Origin of the sequence: Candidatus Mycolicibacterium alkanivorans, assembly GCF_022760805.1 — a bacterium.
GTDB lineage: Bacteria > Actinomycetota > Actinomycetes > Mycobacteriales > Mycobacteriaceae > Mycobacterium > Mycobacterium alkanivorans.
Genome location: NZ_JAIVFL010000001.1, coordinates 477362 through 495604 on the forward strand (window position 1 = coordinate 477362; position 18243 = coordinate 495604).

The window sequence follows — 18243 nt, forward strand, 5'->3', positions numbered from 1 at the left end:
TTAGCCGTCACCCTTCACTCGCCGCGCTCGACGTAGGGACCGCCTTCGGTCATGTTCGGATGGGGCGTGAACCGCACATCCGGAATCATCGTCTGCGGATCGCGACCCCAGGCCTGCTCGAGTGCACGCAGCATTCCAGAGAAACCGGTACCGGTGAGGAATGCGTTGTCGATCGAGCTGAGCGTCAGGTCGAAGGTGGCCGACGTGTTGATGTAGTCACCGCGGATCACCTTCGGGATGTTGTCGATCGGGTACGGCGCCGTGATCGCCAGCTTGAGGGAGTCGATCAGGTACGGCCCCGCCTTACCCAACTGCTTGAGCGGACGTTGCAGCAGCTGCAGGTTGGTGTCCAGATCCGCCCGTGCCTCCGACAGCGTGGTCGCGGTGACGTTGCCGAACCGGCCCAAGGCCTCCACGGCACCGGTGAGCTTGTCGCGCGAGTTGGCCAGATACTGCACCAGCGGCGGGAACTCGGTGAGCACCCGGTCCAGGGTGTCGTTGTGGCTCGCGATGATCTTTACCAACTCGTTGGTGGAGTCGATCGCGCGGGTCAGGTCATCACGCTGCTGGTTGAGCTGATCGGTGAAGGTGTTCAGCTTGCCCAGGAAGTCCCGGATCTGGTCGGCGTTGCCGGACAGGATGTTGGTGACCTCGGTCTGGATGACGTCCAGGTTCGGGATGCCGCCGCCGCGCAGCACGGTGGCGATGCTGGCCAGGGTGCGCTCGGTGGTCGGGAACGACTGCGAGTTCTTCAGCGGGATCGTCGCACCGTTGCGCAACGGTTCGGGCGACGGGTTCGGCGGCGGATCGAGCTCGACGTGCTGGGTTCCCAACAGGCTGGTCTGCCCGATCCGCGCAATTGCATTGGCGGGCAACTTGATTCCGGGCTGGAGGTCCAGCGTGAGGGTGGGGATCCAATTCTTGAGCTCGATCTTCTTGACCGAGCCGGCATACACGTCGGCGACCCGGACCCGGCTGTTGACGTTGAGCGCCAAGGTATCCGGCATCTGGACGTAGATCGTCATCTTGTCCTTGCCGCTACCCGGGCCGCCGGGCAGGGGCACGTTGGCGATACCACGCCAGCCGCATGAGGTCAGCACCATCGCGGTGACGACCAGCACCAGGCCGCGCCAACCGAAGCGGCGCGCCGTACTCATGATCGTGCTCACTGCCCACTCCCCATCTCAGCGGGCAGCGGTGGGCCGGCCGGGGCCGGCGGCGGAGCGCCACCGTTGATCTGCTGCGACACCGGCAGCGGGCCCGGGATCACATCCGGTGCGGGCGCCGGGGGCGGGATCGGCCCCGGATACCACGGCGGCGGAAGCGGGTTGCTCTGGTCGTAGGCGTTCGGCGGCGCTCCTCCCGGCGGGCCGGCCGGCGGGATGGAGGCCGGGTCCGGGCCGCCCATCAGTGCGGCGAGCGAATCCGGGGTCAGCATGTTGGCGGTGAACGCCTGCACGTCGACACCCTGCATGCCGGGTGCGACGATCCAGCCCGCTTCGTGGTTGCCGTGCGAGAATAACGTGTCGCGCGACCAGATGCCGGGCACGGTCGTGTCCTTGTATCCGGGCGGCGGCTGCAGCCTGGGTTCGGAGTAGGCGACGTATTTCGGCAATGTTTCCGCCGCGGAGAACTGGTTGACGCCGAACGGCGGGAAGTTGAACTTGATGGCATCCAGGATCGGCGCCAGGTACTGGGCGCACAGTTCGGCCGAGTCCTGGTATCCCAGCCGGCTGCCGGCCTGGATTGCGCTGCAGAGGAACTGCATCGGGTTGGCGAAGCTGGCGACCACCGGGATGGCGACCAGGGCGCCGTGCGTCGGGTGGTAGATGTTCTGCAGGTTGGCTGCCAGGGTCGGATAGACGTGCAGCACCGTCTCGATGCCGTTGCGGGCATCGGGCTGCATCAGCTGGTTGGTGACGTCGGCCAGGTTGCTGATGTCCTTGCTCAGCACCGAGCCGTTGTCGTCGATGAACTTGCGCGCCGTGGTCAACAGCGTGTTGATGTCCCGTACCGCGTTCGCCACTTCCTGGTCGGAGTTGGTAAACGAGTTGGTCAGGGTCGCCAGGTTGGTGTTCAGCGAGACGAGTTGCTGATCGCTCTTGTGCAGCGCGTTGACGAACAGCGCCAGACTCTTGAGCACCCCGAAGAGGTCGCCACGCCCCTCGTCGAGGGCGGTCACCGCATCCGAGAGGGCGCGGAAGGTCGTGTTGATCTGCTCGCCCTTGCCCTCCAGGCCGTTGGCCAGGGACTCGATGGCGTTGCCGAACGGACCCTTGGGCTGATCGGGCGTGGGGCCGAACTCGGTGAGCAGTTCGGAGATCTGGTTACGCAGGTCGTCCCACTCGACCGGCACCTGGGTGCGCTCGATCGGGATGACGGCGTTGTCGGCCAGCACGGGGCCGCCGGTGTAGGCCGGCGCAAGCTGGATCACGCGGGAGGCGACCAGACTCGGGTTCAGGATCGTCGCAGTCGCGTTGGCGGGCACCTTGTACTTGTTGGCGTAGTGGAAGGTGACCTTCATCCTGTCGCCGGCCGGCTCGATCTTGTCGATGTTGCCGACCTTGACGCCCATGATCTGGACCCGGTCGCCGGGGTAGAGCGCAAGCGCTTGAGAGAAGTAAGCGACCACGGTGTTGGTCGTCATCTTCTTGTACAGCTGGTAACCGACAAGCGCCGCGACCAGTCCGAGGACCACCGCCAGCGTCGCGATGATCGCGGACACCCGCGACATCTTCAGCAAGCCCAGGTTTCGCACGTTGAGTTTCGTCGACATCGGTTAGGCTCCCCCTCCCTGATCGACAGGTGCCAGGTTGCCGACCGGCGGCACCTGCGGACCGGGACCCGCTGGCGGGATGGGTCCGAGAAACGCCGGCGGCGGCGGTGCGATACCGGGCGTGTTGTCGGCGGGGCCAGGCAATGGTCCGACCGGCACAGTGCGCGCGCCGGGCGGTCCGGGCGCCAGCGGAGCCGCCGGCACGCCCGCAACGTTGGGCGAAAGTTCGCCTGGCACAGCGGCACTGGGCACACCCGGACCGGGCACCGCGGCCGGGTTGGGGGCCGAGATCGGCACATCGGCGGCGGGGTATCCGCCCGGCACCGGGCCGAACGGGCCTTGCGTCAGGCCGGCGCACGGCAGCGGGTTGGCCGACGTCGGAATGCCGTCCGCGGGCGGGGTGTACGAGCACGGAGAGCCGGGCCCGACCGCAGGACCGGGATGGTCCGGCGTGCCTTCCAGAGGCGTCGGTGCAGCCGGTGGGGCACCGTTGGGTTGGCGCGCTCCGTTGGGGTCCGGGAACCGGAACGCCGGCAGGCCCGCGTTGCGCCAGAACTCCTCGGGGTCGATGCCGCGCTTCTTGAACGCGGCATCCACCCACGGCTGCAGGATCTGGTAAGGGATCAGGTTGACGACCAGGGTCTTGAAGTACGGGCCCGAGCCGATCGCCTCGGCGAGGGCACCCATGAACTTCGACGCCGTGATGAACGAGTCGGCTAGGTCGACCTTGTGCTTGACCAGCACGTCGCTGATCGTATGTAGCTGCTCCACAACGTGATTCAGGTTCGGGTTGTCGTTGATGAACCCGGCGAACTGTTGGGAGATCTCCGAGACGTTCTGCAGCAGGTAGTCGATTGCGCGGCCACGCTCGTTAAGCGCGGCCAGCAGCGTCTGCGCATTGACCGCCAGGCGGTTGATCTGCTCGCTGCGGTTACCCAGCACGGCGGCGACTTTGTTCGCGTTGGCCAGCAGCTGCTTGAACTGCACGTCACGCTTTCCGATGGTGTCGGAGAACCGGGCCACGCCGTCGAGTGCGGCGCTCAGGTGCGGATAGGTCTGATCGATGGTCTCCGACAACACGTTCAACGAACGCTTGACAGTCTCGAGATCCCATCCCTGGGTGGTCTTGGTGGCGTCGAAGACCGCATCGTAGATCTGATAAGGGGTGGTGGTCTGACCGACCGGCAGAACGCCCCGGGGCTTGAGGGCCTTCTCACCGCGTGGCTCGATCTCGACGGCACGCCTGCCCAGGATGGTCTCGGTGCGGATGGCCATCCGACTGTCTGTGCCGATCTCCCTGCCGGCCAACGAGAATCCGACCAGCACGTGGTCACCCTCGATGGCCAACGACTTGACCTGGCCGACCTCCATGCCGGCGATGCGCACCTTGTCACCCGGATTGATGCCGGCCGAGTCGGCGAACTGGCCGTAGTAGGTGGGCTGCGCGAACAGCTGCGGAATACTCACGAAGCTTTGGCCCACGGCGATGACCAGCAGCACGATCACGATGCCGGCCAGGCCGTTCTTGATCCGGTTGTCCGTCTCGAGCGTCCTCATTGCGGGGTGCACCTACCCGTCGGCTGCTGGGTGATCTTCACGGTGCGGACCGGTCCGCCTGGCTGGAGGCCGTTGAGCTTCAGGTTGATGTCGCACAGATAGAAGTTGAAGAAGTCACCGTAGATGCCACCGGCGCGGCCGATGATCTTGATGGCCTCCGGCAGTTTGGTCAGCAGGTCGTCCAGCCGGTCCTTGCCGTCGACCAGTGGCTGCTGAAGGGTCTCCAGCTTGGCGATGGTGTCCTTGAGGAGCGGACGGTCGTCGGCCAGCAGGTCCCCGAGTGTGCCGGAGGCGTTGCTGATGTCGGCGACGGAGTTGGCCAGCGGATCGGCCCGGTTGCGTAGACCGGTGATCAACACCTCGAGGTTGTTGACGGTCTGGTCGAAGTCCTTCTCGTGCTTGACCGTGGTGGCCAGCACCGTGTTGAGGTTCGTGATGACATCACCGATCGCCTGATCACGGTCGGCCAGGGTGGAGGTCAATTGCGCTGTCTGGTCGAGGATGTCGTTGATGGTGCCGCCCTGACCCTGTAGCACGGTGACCAACGAGGACGCGATGGTGTTGACCTTCTCGGGGTCCAACGCCTTGAACAACGGCTTGAAGCCGCCGATGAGCGCGTCGAGGTCGAGGGCGGGCTGGGTGCGCGACATCGGGATGAATCCGCCCGGCGGCAGGACCCGGTCGGCGCCCTCGCCGGTGCCGCGTTCGAGATTGACGTAGCGGTTGCCGATCAGGTCCTGGTAACGGATCTGGGCGGTGGTCGACTGGTACAGCGGCAGCGTCCTGTCCACGTTGAGGGTGACCAGCATGCGGCGACCGTCGTCGACCAGCTTCAGGTTCGAGACCTTGCCGACCTCGACGCCGCCGGCGCGGACGAACTCACCGTCGCGCAGCCCGCTGGCATTGCTGAACTCCGCGGTGTAGGCGGTGGTCCGGTCGAACCGAAACTGCCCGAAGACGACAACGATGATCGCCGTGAAGAGCAGCAGCACGAACGAGAATGCTGCGAGTTTGACTGCGGTGCCGGTGATTTTCATGGGTTGATCGTGTTCTCCCCGACATGGCGTCCCCAGACATACTCGGTGAGGATCGGCTGGCCCAGCTCGAAGTGGTTGTAGGGCGCCAGTGACGCGCCATAGTCGGCGACCAGGAACGGCGCGGGCCAGAAGTCCTTGGCGATCGGGGCCAGCGTGCCGAAGCGGGGCTGGACCTCGAGGTCGAGCTGTAGTACCACCCCCGCCAGCTTGAGCGGGGGTCGCCGCGACGCATTCTCCGGATAGGAGGGCATCCGGTTATACCGTGAGGTTGAAGTTTGGGTTGGTGCCGTAGAGCGCCAACGACGCCAGCAGGACCACCAACGCGACCGCGACCAGCGACGCGCGCATCGACACCCCCACCGCCTCGCCGACGCCGACCGGACCGCCGCTGGCGTTGTAGCCGAAGTAGCAGTGGTTGATCATCACGAAGACGGCGATGATTATCGCCAGCACGAAGGACCAGAACACGTCATCGGGCCGCAGGAACGTGCGGAAGTAGTGGTCGTAGGTGCCTGTCGACTGCCCGTAGAACACGGTGGTGGTGAGCTGCGCGGCCAGGAACGACAGCAGCAGCGCCATCGCATACAGCGGGACGATCACCACGATGCCGGCCAGGATCCGCGTCGACACCAGGTAGCTGATTGACTTGATACCCATCACCTCGAGGGCATCGATCTCCTCGCTGATCCGCATGGCACCCAGCTCGGCTGTGGCGCCGGCACCGACCGTCGCGGCCAGCGCGTGCCCGGACACCAGCGGTGCCACCACGCGGACGTTGACCAGTGCGGCTACGAATCCGGTGAACGCCTCCACGCCGATGTTGCCCAGCGAGGCGTAGCCCTGGATCGCGATGAGCGAGCCGCCGGACAGCGTGACGAAGCCGACGATGGCGATCGTGCCGCCGATGACGGCCATGGCGCCGGTGCCCATGCCGATCTCGGCGATCAGCCGCAACGTGGCGCGGCGGTAGTACCGCAGGGCGTGCGGAATCTGGCCCACCGCAGTGACGGTGAACCAGGCCACTTCGCCGACACTCTCGGCGAACCGCGCCGGCGCACCTGCCCACCGCGAGGCGATCGTGTACGCGCGGGGGTACCGGCTGCGCAGGACTGCCGCTGTGCTCATCTCACCGCCCCGTTCCGAACCGGACACCTATGGTCGTCAGCACCACGTTCACGGCGAACAGCGCGACGACGGACAGAACCAGCGTCTCGTTCACCGCCGTGCCGAGGCCCTTCGCACCGCCGGAGACCGTCAGGCCGCGGTAGCAGCCGACCAGACCGGCGATCAGCCCGAAGGCGAGGGCCTTGACGATCGAGATGACCACCTCGGGCAGGCCGGTGATCAGCGTGAGGGTCGAGACGTAAGCGCCGGCCGAGACGTTCTGCCCGTAGACACCGAAGATGAATCCGCCGACCAGGCCGATGGTGATGACGGCGCCGTTGAGCAGGACGGCCACGAAGGTGGAGGCCACCACGCGCGGCAGGACAAGCCGGTGGATGGGATCGATGCCGAGTACTTCGAGTGCATCGATCTCCTCACGGATGGTGCGGGCACCGAGGTCGGCGCAGATGGCCGTCGACCCGGCGCCGGCGACCACGAGCACGGTCACGATTGGACCCAGCTGAGTCACGGCGGCCAGGGCCGCGCCCGCGCCCGAGGCGTCGGCGGCGCCGAACTCGACCAACAGGATGTTGATGGTGAAGATGATGAGGATCGTGTTCGGGACGGCCACGGCGACGGTGGGCAAGAAGGTCACCCGGAAGAGGAACCAGCTCTGGATGACGAACTCACGAAACTCGAACGGCCACTTGGTGGTGGCCTTCGCCGTCAGCACGCACATACGGAAGAAGCCGCCGACGGCGTTCAGCGGCGCGCGCATCCGTTCCTGGATGAAGCCGGACACCCCGGCCGACGCTGTCACCGAGGCACCCGCAGGACGGGTCCGCGGACGTCGTCGCGGCCCGTCGGCACTCCGTGTGGCACATACCCTCCTCGCACCGACCCGCACTCAGTGACCGGCGTCTCCCTACCCTTCGGTAGTGAGGCGGACAACCCGGAATGTACCCGATGGCATACGGGCGGTGCACCACATCTGCACTATTAACCCTCCATGTCATTTCCGTCATTATTTCCGGTGCGCGAAGGAATCGCCTGCTAGCCGGGATCGGCTGCATCCGAAGCGTTTTGGGCGCCCGGATCGCTATTGACGACGGTGCCGAATCGGACTCGCAGTTCGATTTTGAGACTTTGCCGGCGGGATTGCGGGGCAACGCATCGACGATTTCGAGTCCTGTGTGAACTCGACACCGAACTGACCGGGCATCGTTATGTTTGATCAAAGCTGGTGTTGCCTGGGTCACACTATTGCCTTGCCGCCGCCCACACAAGCCCTCGGAGGTCACGTGAACGCGCCTGATCGAGCAGCTGGAGCGAAACGGGATGCGGGGCTGACTCAGGAATTGGCGCTGAGGTGCTCGGCGCGGGTTTTGAGGTTGCCGGCCAGGTGCTCGAGCACGTCGTTGGACAGCTTCTTGATCATCAGGCTGGGCAGCGCCACGGAGGTCTCCACCTCGAGGTCCACAGTCAGCAGACTCGACGGGCCCATCGCCACCACGGAGAACAGCTGATCCTGCTTAGTGAACACGTCACCCTGCTGCAGCATGGTCTGGATCTGGTTTTCCCCCGGGTAGTAGACCGCCTGGATGAAGGTGCTCTCGTGGCCCTGGATCACGGTGTCGATCCGAAGCTGGCTGGGCCGGCCGTCGTCATAGCGGGCCAGGATGTAGACGGCCTTGACCTCGTCGTTCCACTGCGGGTAGGCCTCGAAGTCGGCGACGATGTCGAGGATCGATCTGGCATCGGCGTTGACCTCTAGGGTCTTGGAGACGAGCGGCATCGGCCGATCATATCCAGCGGTGCGGGGTGGCCGTCCCTCTCGGGCGCTCCTGCGCGTGCATCGTCGGACAGCGTTACGCGTTGGCCTTCTTGCCCGCCGCGCCGCCCAGCGGCGACTCGACGCGGATCTTCTCGTCGCGGATGAGACCGCGCAGCAGCGCGGTGCTGAACTCGGCGGCGATCTCCTGGGCGCTGCGCCGGCCGTCGGGCCGCAGCCAGCGGTACGCCCCCAGCGTCATGCCGATGTAGCCCAGCGCCACCACATGCGAGTCGCACTCGTAGAACTCGCCACTGGCGATACCTCGGTCGATCAGCCCGGTCACGTGCTCGTAGACCTGGGTCTCCTTCTCGCGGACCTCGGCGACCTGTTCGTCGGTGAACCATTCGGAGATGTAGGGCTGCTCCTGGAAGTACACCGCGGCACCCTCGGGGTCCTTGGCGATGTTGGTCAACAGCCGCACGGTGTACTGGTAGAGCGCCTCGCGGGCGGTCCAGGACGGGTCGTCGTGCACCGCGGCCAGCGTGCGCTGCGCCGCACGCTGATAGATGTCGAAGAGGATCAGCGACTTGCTGGCGTAGTAGTGGTAAACGGTCGCCTTGTTCAGGCCGACGACATCGGCGACGTCGTCCATCCGGGTGCCGTGATAGCCCCGGGCGGCGAACAGCTTCGTGGCGACGACCAGCAACTCTTCGCGCCGGGTCATCCCGTTCTCGGGTGGCATGATGTCCTCGCTCATTTTACTCCGACTCCAGCCGGCTCTCTATCAACTGGTTGGACAGTGTAGGCAATGGCGGTGATCCGAGTTGCGGCGCGTGCCGCCGGGATAGACTCCCGAGCAGAGGGCAGCGTTGGAAGGACTGGTATGGATCCGAACCCGGATTACGACGCGAGTGACGAAGTCGAGTACTTCTTCAGCTGGCTGCCGTGGGCATTGCGCGGGGTCTACCCACCGCCCGCTTATCCCCCGGTCTGACCGACACCGCCGTCAACCTGTCGCCGTGCCCCCCGGCCTGCGGGCGATGCTCGCCCGGGACCCCGACGAGCCGCACCGCGCGGCGAGCTCGCTCGAGCTCCTTTTCGACCTGGTGTTCGTCGTCGCCGTATCCCAGGCCTCCGGCGCCCTGCACCACCTCTGGGAGGAACAGCACTTCGCCGCAGGCGTGCTCGCCTACGCGATGGTGTTCTTCGCGATCCTCAACGCCTGGATCAACTTCACCTGGTTCGCCAGCGCCTACGACACCGACGACTGGCTCTACCGGCTGACCACCTTCGTCCAGATGGCCGGGGCGTTGACCATCGCCGCGGGCGCGCAGCGAGCGATGCTGGACAACGACTTCGCGGCCATCGTGGTCGGTTACGTCATCATGCGGGTGGCGATGGCCGGGCAGTGGACCCGCGCGGCGATCAGCGATCCCGATTACCGGGGCACCTGTGTGCGCTACGCCGTGGGCATCCTGGTCGTCCAGGTGCTGTGGGTGGCCTGGTGGCTGGTCGACGGTCCGGTTTGGCTGTTCCCGGTCCTGGCGGCGGTGGACCTGGCCGTCGCGCCGATCGCCGAGCATCACCGTCAGACGGCTTTTCATCACCATCACATCGCTGAACGGTACGGCTTGTTCACGCTGATCGTGCTCGGTGAATCGGTTCTGGCGGTGGCCAATTCGATCATCGGAAGCATGTCCGACGCCGCCGAACGCACCGGGCTGATCGTCATCGCCGCCTGCTCGTTGGTCATCGTGGCTGCCATGTGGTGGATTTACTTCGACCGCCCCCAGCACGACCAGACGGTCACCCGGCCGCGGGCATTCTTCTGGGGGTACATGCACTACTTCGTCTTCGCCTCGGCGGCAGCGTTCTCGGCGGGAGTCGAGGTCGCGATTGCAGTGCGCCTGCACGAGAGCCATCTGCCGCATACGGTGGCGGGCCTGACGCTGACAATTCCACTCGCGGTGTTCGTGGTCGCGACGTGGCTTTCAATCGACGCCGTGCGCCGCGACGCGATTCAGGCCGTCGGCACGGTGTGCCTCGGAGCGGCTCTGTTGCTCAGCGCGCTGTTGCCCTATCCGTTGTTCGGCGCGGCAGCGGTGATGGTCGCGGCGGCCGCTCTGGTCAGCTGGCGCCACGCCGCCGAAAGCGCAACCTGCCTGGGCCGGCCCTGATCCAGACCGGCGCTGGAGACTGTCGCACTCGGTTCGCCGAGATCGACGTAATGGTGTGCCGCACTCGCACTTTCGCGCCCGATTGCCGGTTTGGGCGAGAGGGTGTCAGAGGGCTTTGAGTTCCTCGATGACCTCGCCCACCGACTTCTTGGCGTCGCCGAACAACATCGAGGTGTGCTCACCGAAGAACAACGGGTTCTCGATGCCGGCGTAACCCGATGACATCGACCGCTTGAGCACGATCACCGACCGGGACTGGTCGACGTTGAGGATCGGCATGCCGTAGATCGGGCTCGACGAGTCGTTGCGCGCCGCCGGGTTGGTGACGTCGTTGGCGCCGATCACCAAAGTCACGTCGGTACGGGCGAATTCGCCGTTGATGTCGTCCATTTCCTTCATCGCGTCGTACTCGACGTCGGCCTCGGCCAGCAGCACGTTCATGTGCCCGGGCATGCGGCCGGCCACTGGGTGGATGGCGTACTTGACCTCGACACCCTTGCTCTCCAGGATCTCGGCCATCTCCTTGACGGTGTGCTGGGCCTGCGCGACGGCCAGGCCGTAGCCGGGCACCACGATCACCTGGTTGGCATACGCCATCTGGATCGCGGCGTCGGCGGCAGAGGTGGTCTTGACTGTGCCCTGCTCCCCACCGACGGGGCCGCCTCCGGTGTCACCGCCGCCGAACGATCCGAACACGATCGCCGGGATGGAGCGGTTCATGGCGACCGCCATGAGGTTGGTCAGGATCGAACCGGACGCACCGACGATCATGCCCGCCACGATCATGGCGGTGTTGTTCAGCGCCAAACCAGCTGCCGCGGCCGACAATCCGGTGAGCGCGTTGAGCAGCGAGATGACGACGGGCATGTCGGCGCCGCCGATAGGGAGCACCACGAACAGCCCCATCACCCCGGCGAGCACCAGCACCAGCACGATCCACCACATCGCGCTGCCCTGCCCGGGGTGGGCGTTCAGGCCGATGTAGACCGCCGCCGCGACGGCGCCGAGCAGCAGCACGATGTTGGCCGCCTGGAAGAACTTGGCGCCGGCGATCAGCTTCTTCTCGACGTTCTTGGGGATCGACTCCTGCAGCTTGGCGAACGCGACCAGCGAACCCCAGAACGACACCGACCCGATGATCGCCGCGAACAGCGAACCCACCACCAGCGCCACCGTCGGCGACTGCTCGGGCTTGAACCGCGAAAAGCCATCGGTCTCAATGAATTCCGACCACGCGATCAGCGCAACGGTGCCGCCACCGACGCCGTTGAACAACGCGACCAGTTGCGGCATCGCGGTCATCTTGGTCTTCTTGGCCGGCGGCACACCCAGCACCACACCGATCACCAGGCCAGCGACGATCAGGATCCAGTTGATCGACGCGGTGTCGCGGACCTTGATCAAGGTGGCCACCACCGCGATACCCATACCGGTGGCGGCGATCCAGTTGCCCCGCACAGCGGTCTTGGGTCCGGTCAGACCCGACAGGCCGAGGATGAACAGCGCGAAGGCGACGATGTAGAGGACGTTGACGAAGTAGTTCACTTGTTCGCCCCAGCCTTCTCGGCCTCGGGCTTCCGGCTCTTGAACATACCCAGCATGCGGTCGGTCACCAGGAAGCCGCCGATCACGTTGAGCGTGCCGAACACCAGCGCGATGAAGCCGATAATCCGCACCCCCCAGTGCGCGTCGGCGGGCAGATTGCCCAGCACGAGCAGCGCACCGAGGACGACGATGCCGTGGATGGCGTTGGTGCCCGACATCAGCGGGGTGTGCAGGGTGTTGGGCACCTTGGAGATGACGGCAAAGCCGACGAACCCGGCCAGCACCAGGATCGCGATGTTCGCCAGCAGCTGTTCGTACATCACTGAGCCTTTTCTTCGCGGGTCACACATGAGGCCGCCAGGACCTCGTCGGAGAAGTCGGGCGCCAGCGCGCCGTCCTTGATCAGCAGTTCCAGCAGTGAGGTGAGATTCTTGGAGTACAGCTCGCTGGCGTGCTCGGGCATGGTGGCGGGCAGGTTTAGCGGCGAGATGATGGTCACCCCGTGCTTGACGACGGTCTTGCCCGGCTCGGTCAGCTCACAGTTGCCGCCGGTCTCGCCGGCCAGGTCGACCACCACGCTGCCCGGCTTCATGCCCTCCACCGCAGCGGCGGTCACCAGCCGGGGTGCGGGGCGGCCGGGCACCAGCGCGGTGGTGATCACCACGTCGAACCCGCCGATGGCCTGCTCCAGCTTCTTCTGCTGCTGGGCGCGCTCCTCCTCGGTCAGCTCGCGGGCGTAGCCGCCCGAGCCGGCCGCTTCGATGCCCAGGTCCAGCCACTGAGCACCGACCGAGCGGACCTGGTCGGCCACCTCGGGGCGCACGTCGTAACCAGTGGTGCGTCCGCCCAGACGTTTGGCGGTGGCCAGCGCCTGCAGGCCCGCCACGCCCACGCCGAGCACCAGCACGCTGGCCGGTTTCACGGTGCCCGCCGCGGTGGTCAGCATGGGGAAGAACCGGGTGGACTCGCTGGCCGCCAGCACCACGGCCTTGTAGCCGGCGACGTTGGCCTGCGAGGACAGCGCGTCCATCACCTGGGCGCGAGAGATCCGCGGGATCGCCTCCACGGCGAAGACCTGGACGCCGCGCTCCTTCAGAGCTCCGATCTGGTTGTCGGCGTTGCGCGGGGCAAGAAAGCCGATCAGCGTCTGGCCGGAGCGCAACCGCGCTACTTCCTCGGCAGTCGGCGGTGCCACCTTGACCACCACATCAGCCGCCCAGGCGTCGCCGATTATCGCGCCGGCGGCGGTGTACAGCTCGTCGGGCAGCAGCGCACGCTCACCGGCGCCCGCCTCCACCACCACGGAGACACCGCTGTTGACCAGTGCCGACACCGCCTTGGGGACCAGCGCGACGCGGCGCTCGTCGGCACCGGACTCGGCGACGACGCCAACTGTCGTTTGCGTATCAGTCATGAACCGTGCGTTCGCTTCCTGGCGTGGATTTCATCGGCAAACACCCTGTGCTCGTGACACCCTATCTGCAACCGCAAGTAATTCCCCAACCCGGAAGGCGCCGCGTCGATCCAGTTCCCCCGATCGGGGGGAGACAACTCGGGCCGACTGGCGGGCGGTGCGGCGCACGGGCATCGTGACCACCGTCGTCGCCATGGCCTGGTCGTCGCGCGGCCAGGTGTCCTATCGTGATGGCATGGATTTCGCCATGTCCGTCAAGGCGGCTGATTACCACGAGCGCCTCACCGAGTTCATGGTCGAGAAGGTGTTTCCCGCCGAGAAGTCCTACGACGAGTACCGGGCGGCAGCCGGCCCCGGCGACTTCACAGTGCCGCCGGTGGTCGAAGAGCTCAAGAAGCTGGCCAAGGCCCGAGGCCTGTGGAACCTGTTCCTGCCCCCGGAGTCCGGGCTGACCAACCTCGAGTACGCGCCGCTGGCCGAGCTGACCGGCTGGAGCACCGAGATCGCGCCCGAGGCACTCAACTGCGCGGCCCCGGACACCGGCAACATGGAGACCCTGCACCTGTTCGCCACCGAGGAGCAGCGCAAACAGTGGCTCGAGCCGCTGCTCGCCGGCGAGATCCGCAGCGCGTTCTCGATGACCGAACCCGCGGTGGCCTCCAGCGACGCCCGCAACATCCAGACGGCGATCACCCGCGACGGTGACGACTACGTCATCGACGGCCGCAAGTGGTGGGCCTCGGGCGCCAACGACCCGCGCTGCAAGATCCTGATCGTGATGGGCCGCACCAACCCCGATGCCGCGTCGCACCAACAGCAGTCGATGATCCTGGTCCCCGTCGACACACTCGGGGTCACCCTGGTCCGTTCCACTTCGGTGTTCGGCTGGCAGGACCAGCACGGGCACGCCGAGGTGATCTACGACAACGTACGCGTGCCGGCTTCGAACCTGCTGGCCGAGGAGGGCATGGGGTTTGCGATCGCGCAGGCCCGCCTGGGCCCGGGCCGTATCCATCACTGCATGCGCGCGATCGGCGTGGCCGAACGGGCGCTGGCGCTGATGGTCGAGCGCGCCCGCACCCGCATCGCGTTCGGCAAATCGCTGGCCGAGCAGGGCATGGTTCAGCACGCAGTTGCGGTGTCCCGCAACGAGATCGACCAGGCACGGCTGCTGTGCCACAAAGCCGCGTGGACCATCGACCAGCACGGGAACAAAGAAGCCCGCAACCTGGTGGCCCAGATCAAGGCCGTGGCACCGCAGATGGCCTGCAACGTCATCGACCGGGCGATCCAGGTGCACGGCGGGGCGGGCGTCAGCGACGACTTCCCGCTGGCCCGGATGTACGGCTGGCAGCGCGCGATGCGCATCTTCGACGGTCCCGACGAGGTGCACCTGCGCAGCATCGCGCGTGCCGAGCTCGGCAGCGAGCCAAGCGCTATGGCCACGGCGGCGGTCCGGGGATGAGCGGACGTCAGCTGGCCGGTGCGTGGAACTTCCGCGACATCGCCGAGACGGCGGGAGTGCGTCCCGGCCGGTTCTTCAGGTCCAGTGAGCTCAGCGGACTCGACGATTCGGGCCGGGACGTCTTCCGCCGGCTCGGCATCACCGACGTGGCCGACCTGCGTTCGCCCCAGGAAGTGGAGCGTCGCGGGCCGGGCGCGGTTCCCGACGGTGTCGTCGTGCACCTGTTGCCGTTCCCGGACCTGTCCAACACCACAGCCGAGGCGCGGCACGAAAACAGCTGGCAGAAGATGATGACCGAGAAGCCCGACGACGAGGACGTCGAAGTTGCGGCCGAGCGGTTCATGACCGAGGAGTACGAGAATTTTCCCGTCCTCGGTGGCGCGCAACGCGCTGTGCGCCAGGTCTTTTCGCTACTGGGCTCGGGCCGGCAAGTGATCACGCACTGCTTCGCAGGCAAGGACCGCACCGGCTTCACCGTGGCGGTGGTGCTCGAGGCGATCGGGGTCCCGCGTGAGGCGGTCCTGACCGACTTCCTGCGCAGCAACGATGCCGTGCCGCTGCTTCGTGAGCGCATCATGGAGTCGATCAGCAACCTCACCGGTGAGACGCCCGAGGTGATGACCTTCGCCGAGGCGCGGCTGACCGACGGAGTCCTCGGGGTGCGCGAGGAGTACCTGATGACCGCGCGTCGCACGATCGACCAGACCTACGGCGGGCTCGACGGCTTCCTCGGGGTCTCCGGCGTGACGGCCGAGGACGTCGAGCGGACCCGCGCCGAGCTACTGGGATAGCACCAGACCGACCACCCACACGCCGGTCGCCAGCAGTCCGCCGGCCAGTTCGACGCCGACCGACAGTGCCGCACCCTTGACCGCATGCACGGTGGACGCCCACGCGCGGCGCTGGTCGCGGCGTGCGGCGAGTTCGGCCAGATATACACCGAGGACGAAGCCGAGGATCAGTCCGGCGACCGGGATCATGAAGAAGCCGATCACGCCCAGGACCGCGCCCGCGGTGAGGCTCCAGCCGCTGACCTCGGCGGCCCGCATGCGGCGCACCGGCCAGCCGTACTTCACCAGCAGGCTGGCGGCGATGATCGCGGTGACCACACCGAGGACCACCCACGAGACCGCGGTGTGTTCGAGCACCGCCCACACCCCGATCGCGGTGTACACCAACAGCGTTCCCGGCAGCAGTGGCACGATGATGCCGACCAGTCCGACGGCGATGGCCAGCGCTACGAGAACGACGCCGGCGGTGCTCATCGGTTCGAACCTACCGCCCGAGCGGGCGTCCAGTGTGCGGTGAGGTCGAAACGTGTTGGCGCTCAGCTCAGGGAGAAGGTGGCATGCTTGGCCGCCGACAGGTCGTCGATCTGCGCCCAGTGCGCGGCGACGTCGTCGACGGTCGGCACGTGGTCGAAGGTGACGCCCTCATTCTGGAACAGCGCGGTCCGCTGGACCTTGCCGCCGCCGACGATGAACACCGACGCGCTGTCGGGCACCTCTTCGGAGCACAGGTAGCCGACCACGGGCGCGACGTATTCCGGGGTGAGCTTCTTGAACACCTCCGGCGGCAGGATGTCCTCGGTCATGCGGGTGGCCGCGATCGGGGCCACCGCATTGGCCTTGATGTTGTACTTGGCGCCTTCCTGGGCCAGCGAGTTGATCAGGCCGACCAAGCCGAGCTTGGCGGCAGAGTAGTTGGCCTGCCCGAAATTGCCGAACAGACCGCTGGTCGAGGTGGCGACCACGATGCGGCCGTAACTCTGCTCGCGGAAGTGCGGCCAGGCCGCACGGATGACGTTGTAACCGCCGTAGAGGTGCACCTGGATGACGGCGTCCCAGTTCTCGAACGGCATCTTGTGGAACGTTCCGTCACGCAGGATGCCGGCGTTGCTCACCACACCGTCGACCCTACCGAACTCGTCGATCGCGGTCTTGATGATGTTGGCCGCACCATCGGCGTCGGCGACGCTGTCGTAGTTGGCCACGGCGCGACCGCCGGCCTCCTTGATCTCGGTGACCACTTGGTCCGCCATCGAGTGGCCGGCTCCGGTGCCGTCGCGCGAGCCGCCGAGGTCGTTGACCACCACGCTGGCGCCCTCACAGGCCAGCGTCAGGGCGTACTCGCGGCCCAGACCACCTCCGGCACCGGTGACGACGATGGCACGATCCGCAACTCCGGGCATGAGCTTCCTCTCTCCGGCCGTTCGATGAGGTGGGTCGTGCGACGCCACCCGGCGTTGGCAATCGTAGTCAACCAGGCGGTTGGGCGATCAGGCCGGTCTGCGGATCGGCTCTGTGCACAGCGCGTGGTTCGCGTGGCTTTCGATCTGTGCGCAGGCTCGACGCGCGAGGCTAGCTTCTCAGGGGCGCTCGCCGATGACGAAGGTGGCGAAAGCGTTTGGATCGGTGGCCATCGGCACCTCGGTCCACCGCCCCAGCCGGCGCATCTCCTCGACCGAGGAGATGCCCGAAGCCGTCCAGCCGTGGGCGTTGAGCCATTCGGTGACGTCGGCCCGGTCGGGGTCGTTGTAGGTGAGGTCGCCGATGTCGATCTTGCGCTCGATGCCGAGTTGGTCGGCGACCTTCTCGAAGCGCGCCCGGAACTCCGCGCGGCGGCTCTCGTCCCGGTGCCCGACGGCCTCGGCCGAGACCCGGCTGCCGGGCGCGCTCAGCTCGGCGATCTGTTCGAAGAGCCGGTCCTGAGCGTCGGCGGGCAGATACATCAGCAGGCCTTCCGCGAGCCATGCGGTCGGCTGGGATGGGTCGAAGCCATGTTCCTTCAACGCCGCGGGCCAGTCCTGGCGCAGATCGATCGGCACCTCGTGCAGAGCTGCCGCGGGACGCACTCCGTGCGCGGCCAGCGTCTGAGCCTTGTACCCGAGGACCTTCGGTTGGTCGATCTCGAAGACGTGGGTGCCGGCCGGCCAGTCCAGCCGGTAGGCGCGCGAGTCCAGGCCCGAGGCCAGGATCACCACCTGGCGGATGCCGGCGGCGACGGCATCGGTGAAGTACGCGTCGAAGAAGTGGGTGCGCACGGCCTGGTAGTTGCCCATGTGGGCGAAGATCGCGGCGGCTTCCGGGTCGGCCGTGGCCACCCGCTCGGCCATGGAGTCGTCCAGGATGCTCTCCCACATCCCGGTACCGGCCTCGGTGACGAGGATTCGGGCGTGCGGGTCGCGGATCAGCGCGTCCGGGCGGTCAGTCTCGCGGGCTCGGGCGGCGGCGACCATCACGGCGGTCGATCCGACGCTGGTCGCGATATCCCAGGTGTCGTCGTGGGTGCGCAGGGTGCTCATAGCAGAAGGTACCTTCGAGTCGGTGTGCATCGACCCTATTCACAAGGGTCTTCAGCAATGCTACCGAAACGCTTAGCCAAGCTATGGGCA

At 66.5% G+C, this 18243-nt stretch carries 17 protein-coding genes and 2 pseudogenes; 4 read left to right on the plus strand and 15 right to left on the minus strand.

Features of this window, described 5'->3' with window-relative positions:
- Positions 1 to 14: 14 nt before the first annotated feature.
- The 9 genes and pseudogenes from K9U37_RS02395 to K9U37_RS02435 all read right to left on the minus strand — a co-directional run bounded on the left by K9U37_RS02395 (position 15) and on the right by K9U37_RS02435 (position 8990).
- A complete protein-coding gene (locus K9U37_RS02395) occupies positions 15 to 1157 on the minus strand; it encodes a virulence factor Mce family protein (protein ID WP_243073190.1) in 1143 nt (380 codons plus the stop codon).
- A gap of 8 nt (positions 1158 to 1165) precedes the next feature.
- The gene (locus K9U37_RS02400) at positions 1166 to 2776 is read right to left on the minus strand and encodes a virulence factor Mce family protein (RefSeq protein ID WP_243070365.1); all 1611 of its coding nucleotides are present in this window, start codon (positions 2774 to 2776) and stop codon (positions 1166 to 1168) included.
- Positions 2777 to 2779: 3 nt separating this feature from the next.
- On the minus strand, positions 2780 to 4333 hold the full coding sequence (locus tag K9U37_RS02405) for an MCE family protein (protein ID WP_243070366.1): 1554 nt from the start codon (positions 4331 to 4333) through the stop codon (positions 2780 to 2782).
- The gene (locus K9U37_RS02410) at positions 4330 to 5370 is read right to left on the minus strand and encodes a virulence factor Mce family protein (RefSeq protein WP_243070367.1); all 1041 of its coding nucleotides are present in this window, start codon (positions 5368 to 5370) and stop codon (positions 4330 to 4332) included. Before K9U37_RS02410 ends, K9U37_RS02405 begins: the two co-directional genes overlap by 4 nt.
- Positions 5367 to 5516: pseudogene (locus K9U37_RS02415) on the minus strand (MCE-family protein MCE1A); the annotation flags it as partial. The pseudogene K9U37_RS02415 and the gene K9U37_RS02410, both read right to left, overlap by 4 nt.
- Before the next feature lie 109 nt (positions 5517 to 5625).
- On the minus strand, positions 5626 to 6495 hold the full coding sequence (locus K9U37_RS02420; protein WP_243070368.1) for an MlaE family ABC transporter permease: 870 nt from the start codon (positions 6493 to 6495) through the stop codon (positions 5626 to 5628).
- A gap of 1 nt (position 6496) precedes the next feature.
- The gene (locus K9U37_RS02425; protein WP_252394144.1) at positions 6497 to 7252 is read right to left on the minus strand and encodes an MlaE family ABC transporter permease; all 756 of its coding nucleotides are present in this window, start codon (positions 7250 to 7252) and stop codon (positions 6497 to 6499) included.
- Positions 7253 to 7825: 573 nt separating this feature from the next.
- Positions 7826 to 8269 (minus strand): SRPBCC family protein, encoded by a 444-nt coding sequence (locus K9U37_RS02430; RefSeq protein WP_243070370.1) that lies wholly within the window; start codon positions 8267 to 8269, stop codon positions 7826 to 7828.
- A gap of 73 nt (positions 8270 to 8342) precedes the next feature.
- Positions 8343 to 8990, minus strand: a complete 648-nt coding sequence (locus tag K9U37_RS02435) for a TetR/AcrR family transcriptional regulator (RefSeq protein ID WP_243073191.1) — start codon at positions 8988 to 8990, stop codon at positions 8343 to 8345.
- Between the two features lie 141 nt (positions 8991 to 9131).
- Between K9U37_RS02435 and K9U37_RS02440 the strand changes: the two are divergent.
- Both K9U37_RS02440 and K9U37_RS02445 read left to right on the plus strand, forming a co-directional pair.
- A pseudogene (locus K9U37_RS02440) lies at positions 9132 to 9242 on the plus strand (CAP domain-containing protein); the annotation flags it as partial.
- A gap of 46 nt (positions 9243 to 9288) precedes the next feature.
- Positions 9289 to 10425 carry a low temperature requirement protein A gene (locus tag K9U37_RS02445; RefSeq protein WP_252394145.1) on the plus strand — a complete coding sequence of 379 codons (1137 nt, stop codon included), beginning with the start codon at positions 9289 to 9291 and terminating at the stop codon, positions 10423 to 10425.
- 105 nt (positions 10426 to 10530) lie between these two features.
- Here the strand turns inward: K9U37_RS02445 and K9U37_RS02450 are convergent, their stop codons facing one another.
- The 3 genes from K9U37_RS02450 to K9U37_RS02460 are packed head-to-tail and all read right to left on the minus strand — an operon-like array spanning position 10531 to position 13384.
- Positions 10531 to 11970, minus strand: coding sequence for an NAD(P)(+) transhydrogenase (Re/Si-specific) subunit beta (locus K9U37_RS02450; RefSeq protein ID WP_243070372.1), 1440 nt, complete (start codon positions 11968 to 11970; stop codon positions 10531 to 10533).
- Entirely contained in the window at positions 11967 to 12290 is a 324-nt protein-coding gene (locus K9U37_RS02455; protein ID WP_243070373.1) for an NAD(P) transhydrogenase subunit alpha part 2, read from the minus strand. Before K9U37_RS02455 ends, K9U37_RS02450 begins: the two co-directional genes overlap by 4 nt.
- Positions 12290 to 13384 carry a Re/Si-specific NAD(P)(+) transhydrogenase subunit alpha gene (locus K9U37_RS02460; protein ID WP_243070374.1) on the minus strand — a complete coding sequence of 365 codons (1095 nt, stop codon included), beginning with the start codon at positions 13382 to 13384 and terminating at the stop codon, positions 12290 to 12292. Before K9U37_RS02460 ends, K9U37_RS02455 begins: the two co-directional genes overlap by 1 nt.
- Before the next feature lie 235 nt (positions 13385 to 13619).
- On the opposite strand from K9U37_RS02460, the gene K9U37_RS02465 reads away from it, so the two are divergent.
- Entirely contained in the window at positions 13620 to 14849 is a 1230-nt protein-coding gene (locus K9U37_RS02465; RefSeq protein WP_243073192.1) for an acyl-CoA dehydrogenase family protein, read from the plus strand.
- Positions 14846 to 15640, plus strand: a complete 795-nt coding sequence (locus K9U37_RS02470; RefSeq protein ID WP_243070375.1) for a tyrosine-protein phosphatase — start codon at positions 14846 to 14848, stop codon at positions 15638 to 15640. The genes K9U37_RS02465 and K9U37_RS02470 overlap by 4 nt, the downstream gene beginning before the upstream one ends.
- Here K9U37_RS02470 and K9U37_RS02475 read toward each other — a convergent pair.
- The 3 genes from K9U37_RS02475 to K9U37_RS02485 all read right to left on the minus strand — a co-directional run bounded on the left by K9U37_RS02475 (position 15629) and on the right by K9U37_RS02485 (position 18153).
- Positions 15629 to 16114 (minus strand): DUF456 domain-containing protein, encoded by a 486-nt coding sequence (locus K9U37_RS02475; RefSeq protein ID WP_243070376.1) that lies wholly within the window; start codon positions 16112 to 16114, stop codon positions 15629 to 15631. The genes K9U37_RS02470 and K9U37_RS02475 overlap by 12 nt on opposite strands.
- A 62-nt stretch (positions 16115 to 16176) precedes the next feature.
- Positions 16177 to 17040, minus strand: coding sequence for an SDR family oxidoreductase (locus tag K9U37_RS02480; RefSeq protein ID WP_243070377.1), 864 nt, complete (start codon positions 17038 to 17040; stop codon positions 16177 to 16179).
- Positions 17041 to 17217: 177 nt separating this feature from the next.
- Positions 17218 to 18153, minus strand: a complete 936-nt coding sequence (locus K9U37_RS02485) for a class I SAM-dependent methyltransferase (protein ID WP_243070378.1) — start codon at positions 18151 to 18153, stop codon at positions 17218 to 17220.
- Positions 18154 to 18243 lie beyond the last annotated feature (90 nt).